General features: G+C 59.0%; 10 protein-coding genes. 8 read left to right on the top strand and 2 right to left on the bottom strand.

The genetic code is table 11. The features are described from left to right. The 5 genes from ACNKID_RS02790 to ACNKID_RS02770 all read left to right on the top strand — a co-directional run. The coding region (locus ACNKID_RS02790) for a thiamine phosphate synthase (RefSeq protein WP_417911910.1) at positions 1–276 on the top strand (276 nt) is incomplete at its 5' end. Next, positions 273–1,556 carry a phosphomethylpyrimidine synthase ThiC gene (gene thiC, locus ACNKID_RS02785; RefSeq protein ID WP_417911909.1) on the top strand — a complete coding sequence of 428 codons (1,284 nt, stop codon included), beginning with the start codon at positions 273–275 and terminating at the stop codon, positions 1,554–1,556. The genes ACNKID_RS02790 and thiC, both read left to right, overlap by 4 nt. A 1,056-nt stretch (positions 1,557–2,612) precedes the next feature. After that, entirely contained in the window at positions 2,613–3,827 is a 1,215-nt protein-coding gene (locus ACNKID_RS02780; protein WP_417911908.1) for a glycosyltransferase family 9 protein, read from the top strand. Positions 3,828–3,937: 110 nt separating this feature from the next. Then, on the top strand, positions 3,938–5,197 hold the full coding sequence (locus tag ACNKID_RS02775) for an ABC transporter substrate-binding protein (RefSeq protein WP_417911907.1): 1,260 nt from the start codon (positions 3,938–3,940) through the stop codon (positions 5,195–5,197). A gap of 14 nt (positions 5,198–5,211) precedes the next feature. Then, the gene (locus ACNKID_RS02770) at positions 5,212–7,068 is read left to right on the top strand and encodes a sensor histidine kinase (protein WP_417911906.1); all 1,857 of its coding nucleotides are present in this window, start codon (positions 5,212–5,214) and stop codon (positions 7,066–7,068) included. Between the two features lie 124 nt (positions 7,069–7,192). On the opposite strand, the gene ACNKID_RS02765 is transcribed toward ACNKID_RS02770, so the two are convergent. Beyond that, positions 7,193–7,483, bottom strand: coding sequence for a hypothetical protein (locus tag ACNKID_RS02765; RefSeq protein ID WP_417911905.1), 291 nt, complete (start codon positions 7,481–7,483; stop codon positions 7,193–7,195). Positions 7,484–7,569: 86 nt separating this feature from the next. On the opposite strand from ACNKID_RS02765, the gene ACNKID_RS02760 reads away from it, so the two are divergent. Genes ACNKID_RS02760 through ACNKID_RS02750 form a run of 3 tightly spaced genes read left to right on the top strand, consistent with a single transcriptional unit; the run spans position 7,570 to position 11,271 of the window. Next, complete coding sequence (locus ACNKID_RS02760; RefSeq protein ID WP_417911904.1) at positions 7,570–8,025, top strand: response regulator; 456 nt, start codon at positions 7,570–7,572, stop codon at positions 8,023–8,025. After that, positions 8,018–10,627 (top strand): response regulator, encoded by a 2,610-nt coding sequence (locus ACNKID_RS02755; RefSeq protein WP_417911903.1) that lies wholly within the window; start codon positions 8,018–8,020, stop codon positions 10,625–10,627. Before ACNKID_RS02760 ends, ACNKID_RS02755 begins: the two co-directional genes overlap by 8 nt. Next, complete coding sequence (locus tag ACNKID_RS02750) at positions 10,615–11,271, top strand: response regulator (RefSeq protein WP_417911902.1); 657 nt, start codon at positions 10,615–10,617, stop codon at positions 11,269–11,271. The genes ACNKID_RS02755 and ACNKID_RS02750 overlap by 13 nt, the downstream gene beginning before the upstream one ends. A 1-nt stretch (position 11,272) precedes the next feature. Here ACNKID_RS02750 and ACNKID_RS02745 read toward each other — a convergent pair. Next, the coding region (locus tag ACNKID_RS02745; RefSeq protein WP_417911901.1) for a hypothetical protein at positions 11,273–11,515 on the bottom strand (243 nt) is incomplete at its 5' end.

The following is an 11,515-nucleotide window of genomic DNA, read 5'->3' as shown; positions in this document are numbered from 1 at the left end:
GGCGCGGACTACATCGGCGTGGGGCCAATCTTCAGCACCCAGACCAAAGAAGATGTCTGCGCTCCCGTTGGGCTGAATTATCTCGACTACGTTGCCAAAAACGTCCATATTCCCTTTGTCGCCATTGGCGGCATCAAACGGGAGACCCTGCCGCAGGTGCTCGCGCATGGCGCAAAGACCGTCTGCTTAGTCACGGAGATCATCGGCGCGGAGGACATCGGGCAGCGGGTCAGGGAGATTCAGGCTATCATCACTTTTTCAGGAGCACAGGCATGACACAGGCATACACCACCCAGATGGACGCGGCCCGCAAAGGCATCATCACCCCGCAGATGCGGGAGGTCTTGGCCAATGAGATTATCTCTGAACAGCTTCTGCTGGAACGGGTGGCGCAGGGACGCATCGCCATCCCGGCCAATAAACACCATCACTGCCTGAAGGCAGCCGGGGTTGGCCAAGGGTTGAAAACCAAGATCAACGTCAATCTGGGCGTGTCCAAGGATGTCTGCTCCTTCGAGAGCGAGATGAACAAGGCCCGCCTCTCGCTCAAGTTCAAGGCCGATGCGATCATGGATTTGAGCGTCTCCGGCGACACCGAAGGCTTCCGCAAGCGGCTGGTGGCGGAAGTGCCGGTGATGATCGGCACGGTGCCCATCTATGACACCCTCACCCGCACCGGCAAGCCGACGGAGCAGATCACAGTGGAGGACTGGTTCGAGACCGTGCGCATTCATGCTGAGAACGGCATTGACTTCATCACTATTCATGCTGGCCTGAACCAGAAATGCGCCAGCAGCCTGCGGCTCAATAAACGCCTCTGCGGCATAGTCAGCCGGGGCGGAGCAATTCTGTATGAATGGATGGCCAAGACTGGCAAAGAAAATCCATTCTACGAGCATTTCGACCGGCTCTTGGACATTTGCGAGCAGCACGATGTCTGCATCAGCCTGGGCGACGGTCTTCGGCCCGGCGCGATCAAGGATTCCACCGACGCGCCGCAGATTGAAGAGCTGATCACGCTGGGCGAACTGACCAAGCGGGCTTGGGCGCACAACGTGCAGGTGATGATCGAAGGGCCGGGCCATGTTCCTCTGCATGAGGTGGAAATGAACATGAAGCTGCAAAAGAAGCTGTGCCATCACGCGCCGTTCTATGTTCTCGGCCCGTTGGTCACGGACATCGCGCCCGGCTATGATCACATCACTTCGGCCATTGGCGGAGCACTGGCAGCTATGCACGGGGCGGACTTCCTCTGCTACGTCACGCCAGCGGAACACCTGCGCCTGCCTTCTGCGGACGACGTGAAAGAAGGCATCATCGCCTCCAAGATTGCCGCCCATGCAGGCGATCTGGCCAAAGGCATTCCCGGCGCGGCAGATTTAGATCATGCCATGAGCGCAGCGCGGGGATCTTTGGACTGGGAGGGCCAGTTTGCTCTTGCCCTTGACCCGGAAAAGGCGCGGGCCTATCGCGCATCTTCTGAGCCTGCGGACAAAGGCGTTTGCACCATGTGCGGCGATTTCTGCTCGATGAAGCGGCTGAAGGGACTGCTGTAGCCAGCCCGCACGTGCCCGGCTGCGCGAACAACGCAGCCGGGCGTTGCTGATCCAGCTGTCCCGTTCATAGATGATCATCCGCATCTTGCCTCGCTGCGCCGCGACCTTTTTCCCCGCTGCCCGCCATAAAATCGTGGCATCTGTCTTTCAGATAAGCCATCTATCTTTCAGGCAGGCCATTCCAAACTTTGAATGAGGCATCCCAGATTTGGAATGCCGCATCTGTCGGACAGCCAAGCCGCCTATATTTCCAGCACCTCGCGCATATTATTTTCAAGGCATCCGAAACTTGGGATGCGCCATCCCAGACTTGGAATGCACCGTCTATCTTTCAGGCGAGCCATCCCAAACTTGGAATAAGGCATTTCAAATTTAGGATGGGGCATCCCAGGCTGGGGATGAGGCCTCTCAAATTTGGAATGCGGCATCTGTCGGACAGCCAAGCCGCCTATATTTCCAGCACCTCGCGCATATTATTTTCAAGGCATCCGAAACTTGGGATGCGCCATCCCAGACTTGGAATGCACCGTCTATCTTTCAGGCGAGCCATCCCAAACTTGGAATAAGGCATTTCAAATTTAGGATGGGGCATCCCAGGCTGGGGATGAGGCCTCTCAAATTTGGAATGCGGCATCTGTCGGACAGCCAAGCCGCCTATATTTCCAGCGCATCGCGCATATTATTTTCAAGGCATCCCAGATTTGGAATGCGCCGTCTATATTTCAGGCAAAGCATCCCAAATTTAGGATGCGGCATCTATCTTTCAGACAAGCCGCCAGCCGCAGCTTCTTGCCGCGCTGCCGTTCCGCATCACCAGCCTCCTTGGACTGAGGCGGCGCAGGCAAAATTGCGTCTCCGGCGGATGCGCTCTGGCGGGTGAGGCTCTGTTGGGGTATCTTGTCTGAAAGACAATGTGCCGGAGCAGGAAACATGCCGGGACAGGGCCGCAGCAGGCTGCAAAAACGGCGTTGATTGCAGCTGGCAGCTCTGTCGTCCCGCACCGCAGACAGGCGCAGCTTGCGCATTTTTTTTCATACTTCAAACCGCACTTCATCAATGAATGTTGACACCATGCGGGCCATTGACCGCTGGCTTGGCATCCCGCTGACGTTTCTGCTCACCCTCACCCTGCGGCTGCGGGATTTTTTTATTCCCTCCGCTCCGGCGCGGCAGCAGCGCATCCTTTTCATCGAACTGTCGGAGATGGGGTCAACCATCTTGGCCGATCCAGCCCTGCGCAAGGCCAAGGCCAAGCTCGGCGCGGAACTGTTCTTCGTCATCTTCGCAGGCAACCGGGGCAGTCTTGATCTGCTTGGCACTGTGCCGCCGGAAAATATCTTCACCCTGCGCGAAGACAGCCTGCTTGTCTTAGCTGCCGACACCCTGCGCTTTCTCCGCTGGACACGGCGGCGCGGCATTGACACTGTGGTTGATCTGGAGCTTTTTTCCCGCTTCACCGCCTTGCTTGCCGGAGCCAGCGGCGCAGTCAGCCGGATCGGCTTTCACCGCTTCTGCGGCGAGGGTTTATACAGGGGCGAGATGCTCACGCATCGGGTGGCCTACAATCCGCACCTGCATATTGCCAAAAACTTTATCGCCTTGGTCAACAGCCTGCTGACGGCGGAGCCGGAGCTGCCGTACAGCAAGCAGCTGATCAGCGATGAGGAGATCAGCCTGCCTGTGCTCCGTTTCACTGAAGCCGAGCTGGCAGGAATGCGCAGGCGTGTGACGGAGCAGCACCCTGAATACGATCCGGCCCGGCACCGCTTAGTTTTGATCAACCCCAATGCCAGCGAGATGCTGCCGCAGCGCCGCTGGCCTGCGGAACGCTTCATCGAACTGATCCGGCGTATTCTGGAGGCTGCGCCAGATGTGCTGACGCTGATCACCGGCGCACCTGCGGAGCAGGCGGAGGCAGAGGCGCAATGCGCGGCTGTCGGCAGCCTGCGCTGCGTCAACTTTGCGGGCGCGGTGCGGCTGGCCGAGCTGCCGCTGCTGTACAGCATCTCGACGCTGATGGTGACGAACGATTCCGGGCCGGGCCATTTCTCAGCAATTACCCCGCTGCCGGTCTTTGTTCTTTTTGGCCCGGAAACCCCAAGACTCTACGGCTCGCTGGGCAATGCCACGTCAATTTTCGCCGGGCTGGCCTGCTCGCCCTGCGTCAGCGCGGCCAATCATCGGAAAACGCCCTGCACGGACAATAAATGCCTGCAAGCCATCAGTGTGGAGCAGGTCTTTGCGGCGATTGAGCCGCTGCTGCGGCGATGAAGAAAAAGCACTGACAAGACGCAGTCCTCCTTGCCTCCTGCCTTTTGTTTGGGTACAAGGTATGGAGGCATCATTTTTCTTTGCGGGACAAACCATCTGCCGGAGGAGCCATGAACCGCCGCACATTTCTCCAGCACAGCGGAAAAATAGGGGCCGCCGCTCTGGCTGCGGCTGCTTTTCCCAAGCTCGTCAAAGCAAAATCCAAAGTCACGCTCAAGGTCGTGGGCACTCATGTCACTCTGCTGGAGCCGATCCGGAAAAGGGCTGAGCAGGATTTGGGCATCACTATTGAATTTCATCCGGCTGGCGACGCGGAGGCGCTGCTCAAAGCCTCGACCGATCCGGCAGCCTTTGATATTTACGAGCAGTGGTCGAACAGCATTAAAGTCCTCTGGCAGGCCAAGACGATTCAGCCCATAGACACCCGCAGGCTGACATATTGGAACGAGATCGGCAGGCTGAGCAAGACAGGCCGCATTTCGGATCAAGCCCGGCATGGTTTAGGCGACTCGCCAGACAAAATCCTCTTCATCCAGCCGGACGGCGGGCTCGGCGGTGAGGAAAGCCATGCGATCAGCTTTCTGCCCTACGTGCATAATGTCGATTCCTTCGGCTACAACTCCGCCGTGGTGCCGAAAGGTGTTCCGTATGAGACAGAAAGCTGGGGCTGGCTTTTGGACAAACGCTGGCGCGGCAAGGTGGCGATTGTCAACGCGCCGGAAATAGGCATGCTTGATCTCGCCTTGGCGGCGCGGGCCAAAGGGCTGATGGACTTCAACGACATGGGCAACATGAGCCGCGAGGAAGTGGACCAGCTCTTTGAGATTATCATCAAGTTCAAGCGGCGCGGACAGTTCCGGGGCGTGTGGACTTCAGTGCCGCATTCGGTGGATTTGATGGCCTCCGGCGAGGTGGTGATTCAGAGCATGTTCTCGCCCGGAGTCAGTGCGCTGAACGGCATGGGCATACCTTGCGTTTATGCCGCGCCTAATGAAGGCTACCGCGCCTGGCATGGGGTGATGTGCCTCTCCCGCGACTGCGTCGGCGAACGGCAGGAAGCGGCCTACGCCTTCATGAACTGGTGGCTGTCAGGCTGGCCAGGAGCCTTCATTGCCCGGCAGGGCTATTACATCTCCAATCCCCAGCGTTCCAAGCCCTTCATGTCGCAGGCGGAATGGGATTACTGGTACGAGGGCCTTCCCGCTGCTGAGCCGCTCGCGGGCACTGACGGCAAGATATCCGTGCAGCCCGGCGAGACGCGCACCGGCGGCTCCTACCTCAAGCGTTTCGAGAACATCGCGGTCTGGAACACAGTCATGGACACCTATGAATACATCCTGACCAAGTGGAACGAATTCGTGCTGGCATAAGGAGGGCAGGAAGGATGACTGATTTTCTCCTGTGCGCTGTCGGTCTGAAGAAGCGCATCGCCTTGGGCTACATCGTCACCGGGCTGGTGGCCTTCATGATCGCCCTGCTCTCGTACAACGCCTTCACCCGGCTGGCCGAAGACTTCCGGCGGATCGTCCGATTCAGCCGCAGTTCCGCCGACAACATGGCCTTTGCCGCCCAGATGACTGAGATGCAGCGGCAGGCGCTGATCTACATCTACGAGGGGCACAACTCAGCAGGCGAGCAGGTTGGCACGATCTACAAGCGGATGACAGACAACATCCTTCTCAACCGCGAGCTGGATCAAATCGGCGCAGAAGCGGTGGTGGAGCTGGCCCTCAGGCATCTGGAGTTGTATTACGAGGCCTTTCAGGAGGTGCGGCAGCAGCGCAGGCTTCAAGAGCGTCTTGTCAAAAGTGATTTCCGTGTCCATGCCACCAGAGCGCAGCAGCTGATCGAGGAGCTGACCAGACAGGAGCAGGCTGACTTCTCTGCTTTGGGCTTTCCGCAGCAGGGCCGGCAGGACAGGGCCGAGCGGATGCTGAACGGTGCCAGGATGCTGGTCTCGCTGCTGGAAATTGAGAAAAACGCCTACCGCTACTTTGATTCCTACGACAGCGGCTTCATCAAGGCGGCAGAAGCCAGCCTGGAGGAAACCCGCAGGCAGCTCCGCGCCTTTGCCGGACAGGACAAGGCGGCGGAGCTGAAAGACGTGCTTTCCCGTTATGAGGCCACCTTTCTGGAGGCGGTGCAGCGCACCAGAGGCTATCTCTATCTGGTCAATGTGGTGATGGCGGCTCAAGCCTATGAGACCATTTACCAGTCGGACAAACTCTCGGCCTTGATGCTGAGCGAGACAGAGCGCATTCAGAAAGAAGCCTTTGCGCATATCAGCTCCCGGCTGCGCATCCTGCTGCTCTCCTCCAGCCTGCTGCTGCTCTTCGTCGCCTTATTTTCCTACCTCATCAGCCAGAGCATCACCCTGCCCCTCAAGCGGCTGACCGATACCTTCAAGCTGCTCGCCTCCGGCTCGGCGGAGGCGAAGATCCCGCCTTATCCTCTCCCGGACGAGCTGGGCGACCTCACCGGCGCGGCGGCCAGCTTCAAGGAAAAAAACATCGAGCTGCGGGCGAGCAAGAAGGAGCTGGAGCGTTCCAACGACGAGCTGGAGCAATTTGTCTACACTGTCTCGCACGACCTGAAATCGCCGATCGTCACCAGCATGGGCTTCATCGGCATCATCCGCAAGCTGGCGGCGCAGGGCAAGGCAGAGCAGGCACTGGCGATGCTGGAGAAGGTGATCAAGGCCAACGAGCGGATGAGCCAGCTGATCAATGACCTGCTGGAGCTGAGCCGGGTCGGGCGGATCGACATGGACAAAAAGCTGGTTGATTTGAACCAGCTGCTCGGCGACTTCGCCCGCAATCAGGCGGAACGGCTGAAGGCGGCCCAGTTCACCCTGATCATCCAGCCAAACCTGCCGGTCATCTTCGCCAACGAGAGCCGCACCCTGCAAGTCTTTGAAAACATCCTCTCCAACGCGCTTAAATATGTGCGCAACGAGAACGAGGGCTGCCGCCTAGAGATCAGCTCCTATGATGACGGGCAGCAGCAGCACATCTGCTGCGCTGACAACGGGCCGGGCATCCCAGAGGAATACCGCGAAAAGATCTTCGGCCTCTTCTACCGGCTCAATGTCAACATTGAGGGCACCGGCATCGGTCTGGCGGTGGCGAAAAAGATCATGAAATTCCACGGCGGCGACATCAAGGCTGAGGCAAGGCCCGGCGGCGGCGCGGTGTTTCATCTCACCTTTCCAAAAACAAAAACAGAGGCCGGGCGGAGCTGACCGCCTGCCGGACGGCAGGGCATATAGTCGGAGCATAATGCAATGATCATGAGCTGTTATTCCGGCCGAAGGGAGGAATCTCTTTAGAATCATGGGATCTCAGCTCCGTTTGAAATGCCGGATCTCACGCTTCGTATGCCTTGTTCGACGCTTCGAACAGCTCATTCCAAGCGTCGAATGCCTTATCACACGCTTCGGATGCCTTATTCCAAGCGCAGGATGGCTCATCCGAAGCGTGGAACGCCGTATTCCAAGCGTCGAATGGGTCATTCCCGGCGTGGAACGCCTCATCCGAAGTGTCGGATGCCTTGTTCCAAGCGTGGAACAGCGCGTCTCCAGCGTGCTGCGGGGCATTTTCCGCTGTCCGTTCTTCATCTTTGGCGATGAGCGGAGCGGGACATAGTCGGAGCGTCATGAAATCTGCTCCAGCTATAACAGAAGCGGAGCAGCGGCTTCAGCCGCCGCGCACGTTCATTGAGCACAGGCCCGGAGGGGCCAGTTATGTCTGAAGGCGAAAAGAAACTGCTGCTGGTTGAGGACAGCGACGATCATGCGGAGCTGACGGAGTTCTATCTCAAAGACTGCCGCCCGTCGCTGGAGGTGCGCCGCCTGCGCGACGGCGCGGAGGCGATGGCCTACATTGAGCAGGCCGAGACAGCGGCGCAGAGCCTGCCTTGGCTGGTGCTGCTGGATCTCAAACTGCCGAAATACGACGGTCACGAGATTCTTGCCCGGATGAAGCGCAGCGGCAGGCTGTCGAAAATCCCTGTGGTGATCTTCTCCACCTCCAATTCCGGCAAAGACATAGAGCAGGCCATGAACGGCCATGCCAACAGCTACATTGTCAAGCCAATGGAAGCGGACAAATATGGCGAGGTGATCAGCGAGATACTTGAGTACTGGGAGCTGAACGAGCACCACCATCTTCTCCGCGAGCCGTGCAAAACCGATGCCTGAACGCAAGACGCTCAACATCCTCCTGATCGAGGACAACGACGACCACGCCGACCTCTTCGCCGCCAACCTCTCCCTGACAGCCTACGCCAGCTCGCAGGTGGCGCGGTGCACGGCCCTGCGCCCTGGTGTCGCGACATTGGTCAACGGGTCGTTCGACCTGCTTTTCATAGACCTCTCGCTCCAGGACAGCAGCATTGCCGAGACGATGAACTGGCTGGCGGAGCTGGCCGCGTACTGCCCGGTGATCGTCCTCACCTCGCTGGACGACAGGCGCACCATTTTGGACATCATCAACAAAGGCGCGGACGACTGCCTGCCCAAATCTGAGCTGAACGATGTCCTCTTAGAGCGGATCATCCACTTCAACCGCGACCGCTGGCGGCTGAAGCAGAAACTGATCAAGAGCGAGGAGGCGTACAAGGATCTCTATCACAACTCGCCCAACATGCTCGGCTGCGTCGATGCCAAAACCCGGCTGGTCTTGAGCTGCAATCAGACCTTCGCCGACAAGCTGGGCTGGAAGATCGAGGAGATTCTTGGCCGGGAGGTTCATCACTTCTACCATCCTGACTGCCTCAGCCAGTACAACAAAGTCTTTGAAAATTTTCTTGTCACCGGCATCATCCGCAACGCGGAGATGCAGCTCCGGCGAAAGGACGGCAGGGCTGTTGACGTGCTGCTGAACGCCTCTGCGGCAAGGAATGAAAAGGGAGACATTCTGCACACCCGCTCCACATGGATTGATGTCAGCGAGCGGAAGGCTGCGGACAGGAAGCTGAAGGAAATGCAGCGGCTCAACCGGCTGATCATCGAGACTATCCCGGACCTGCTCTGGCTGAAGGATGTGGACGGCGTGTATCTGAGCTGCAATCCCCGCGTCGAGCAATGTCTCGGCGCGCCGGAGGCGGAGATAGTCGGCAAGACAGATCATGACTTCATGCCTAAAGCTCATGCCGATGTCTGCCGCGAGGGCGATCTTAAAACGGTCAGTTCCGGCAAGACACAGATGTGGGAAGAGTGGGTGCGGTTCGCGTCTGACGGCAGAGAGCTGCTGCTGGAAGTCATCAAGGTGCCGCTCTTTGACGAGGAAGGCCGGGTGGCCGCTGTGATGGGTGTCGGCCATGACATCACGGAGCGGCATGAGGCGGTGCAAAAGACAGAAGCGGCCAACCGCGCCAAATCGGTTTTTCTCTCCAACATGAGCCACGAGCTGCGCACCCCGCTCAACGCCATCCTCGGCTACACGCAGATATTTCTCAGCGACGAAACGCTCACGCCCAGGCAGCGGAGCGGCATCAGCACCATTCATCAGGCAGGCGAGCACCTACTCCTGCTGATCAATGACATCCTCGACATCTCCCGCATAGAGTCGGGCAGACTGGAGCTGATCGAGACAGAATTCTGCCTTGCGCCTTTTCTCAAGGGCATTCAGGATATCATCCAGTTGCGGGCGAAGGACAAGGGGCTTGATTTCCGCAACGAGACGGCCGGCCTGCCGGCGGTGATCATCGCCGACGAGCTGCGCCTGCGCCAAGTGCTGCTCAATCTGCTCTCCAATGCGGTCAAATTCACCAGCACAGGCTGGTGCGTCCTGCGGGTGCGGGCGGAATCTGCCGGACAGGGCAAGGCGCGGCTGGACATCGCGGTGGAGGACAGCGGCGCGGGCATCTCCGCCGAAGATCAGAAGCTGGTTTTCGAGCCGTTCCTTCAGGTCGGCGAACGGCTCCAGCACCGGGAGGGCACCGGTCTCGGCTTGGCCATCAGCCGGGAGCTGGTGCGGCTGATGGGCGGCGAGCTGGGGCTTGTCAGTCCGGTGACAGACACCCCGCAGGGCGGGACTGGGCCAGGCAGCCGCTTCTTCTTCAGCATCGAGGTGCCGGTCTCTGATCACCGGGCGGTCATTGAGCACAGGCAGCGCAAGGTGAGCGGCTACGTCTGTCTGCGTCAGCCCAAGGAGCAAAGATCCCGCCGCGTGCTGGTGGTGGACGACAAGCTCTCCAACCGGGCCGTGCTGCGCGACACTTTGGAGCCGCTCGGCTTCGCTGTGCAGGAAGCGGCGGACGGTATCGAGGTGACGGCGGCCTGCGAGCGTTTTCATCCAGACATTATCCTGATGGATCTGCGGATGCCTAAGATGGACGGTTTCACGGCGGCGGCTTTGCTTCAAAAGCACCCGGACTTCAGCCGGATTCCGGTGATCGCCGTCACCGCCTCCATCGCCGAAGGTGATGTCTTCCGCCAGCGTTGCCTTGACAACGGCTTCCGCGATTACATCCATAAACCCTTTTCAGCTGGCGAGCTGCTGGACATCATGGCCGACCACCTGGACATCAAGCTGCTCTACAGCGATTCTGCGGCGGAGTCGGCTCAGGCAGCTGACCTGATCATGCCGCCGCAGGAGCTGCTGAAGGAGCTGGCGTGGCTGGCTGAAGTGGGGGAAATTCAGGGCATCACCGAAAAGGCGGCGGAAATCGCCGCGCTGGACGCAGGGAAATACCGGGGTTTCGCCCGCCGAGTGCAGGAGCTGGCCGACGACTTCCAGTTCGCCGCCCTGCAGGAACTGACCGCCGCGCAGAAAAAGGAGCCCTTATGCCCATTGTGAAAGACTCCATTTTGGTTGTGGATGACCAGCCGACCAATCTGAAGGTGCTGCTCTCCTTTCTTCAGGCGCATAATTTTCAGATCTACGTCGCCGACAGCGGTCTGCGCGCCCTGAACATCCTGAGCAAAATTTGCCCGGACTTGGTGTTGCTGGATGTGATGATGCCGGATTTGGATGGCTTCGAGACCTGCCGCCGCATCAAAGCCGACGAGCGGCTGGCCGGGGTTCCGGTTATTTTCATGACCGCCTTGGACAGTGTTGACGACAAAGTGACGGGCTTCGCCGCAGGCGGAGTGGATTACATCACCAAACCCTTTCAGCAGGTGGAGGTGCTGGCACGGATCAAGACCCATATCGCCCTGAGAAAACGGGAGCTGGAGCTGGAGCAGGCCTTGGCTGAAATCAAAACTCTAAGCGGCATTCTGCCCATCTGCGCCTGCTGCAAGCAGATACGCGACGACCAAGGCTACTGGCAACAGGTGGAGGATTACATCAGCCAGCATTCCAGCGCGATGTTCAGCCACGGTCTCTGCCCGGACTGCTATAAGAAGGAGATGGACAGTTTTCTGGAGCTGACAGGACAGAAGCGCAAGGCCCCAGAGGATGAGGCCGGAGAGGGGACGAACGGGACGAAGCAGATATGATTCAATCTTCTTCCGATGGCTGAAGGGATTTGTCCTCGTCCAGTTTGGCCACAGCCTGCATCAGCACGTCGCGCAGCGGCACCGGCTTGGCAGGCGCGGCAATTCCTGAAGCAGCCCGGCAGGTGCGGATGGTCGGATTGGCCCACGAAAGCATTTCGGTCACTGCGTCAACGCCCCGCTTTTCCGCTGCTTCCGCCTCAATCATATTGCCATTGCGGATGCGGATGATGCCCCGCTGCTTGCC

The organism is Candidatus Electronema sp. TJ (assembly GCF_048287355.1).
Lineage (GTDB): Bacteria > Desulfobacterota > Desulfobulbia > Desulfobulbales > Desulfobulbaceae > Electronema.
Note: the sequence above shows the minus strand (reverse complement) of the source record. Positions and strands in the feature narration are given on the sequence as shown.

What these genes read in the sequence shown, in the direction of transcription:
- ACNKID_RS02755 (WP_417911903.1), top strand. Translation starts at nt 8,018, where the DNA reads ATGCCTGAACGCAAGACGCTCAACATCCTCCTGATCGAGGACAACGAC.
- ACNKID_RS02750 (WP_417911902.1), top strand. Translation starts at nt 10,615, where the DNA reads ATGCCCATTGTGAAAGACTCCATTTTGGTTGTGGATGACCAGCCGACC.
- ACNKID_RS02770 (WP_417911906.1), top strand. Translation starts at nt 5,212, where the DNA reads ATGACTGATTTTCTCCTGTGCGCTGTCGGTCTGAAGAAGCGCATCGCC.
- ACNKID_RS02775 (WP_417911907.1), top strand. Translation starts at nt 3,938, where the DNA reads ATGAACCGCCGCACATTTCTCCAGCACAGCGGAAAAATAGGGGCCGCC.
- thiC (WP_417911909.1), top strand. Translation starts at nt 273, where the DNA reads ATGACACAGGCATACACCACCCAGATGGACGCGGCCCGCAAAGGCATC.
- ACNKID_RS02760 (WP_417911904.1), top strand. Translation starts at nt 7,570, where the DNA reads ATGTCTGAAGGCGAAAAGAAACTGCTGCTGGTTGAGGACAGCGACGAT.
- ACNKID_RS02780 (WP_417911908.1), top strand. Translation starts at nt 2,613, where the DNA reads ATGAATGTTGACACCATGCGGGCCATTGACCGCTGGCTTGGCATCCCG.
- ACNKID_RS02765 (WP_417911905.1), bottom strand. Translation starts at nt 7,483, where the DNA reads ATGACGCTCCGACTATGTCCCGCTCCGCTCATCGCCAAAGATGAAGAA.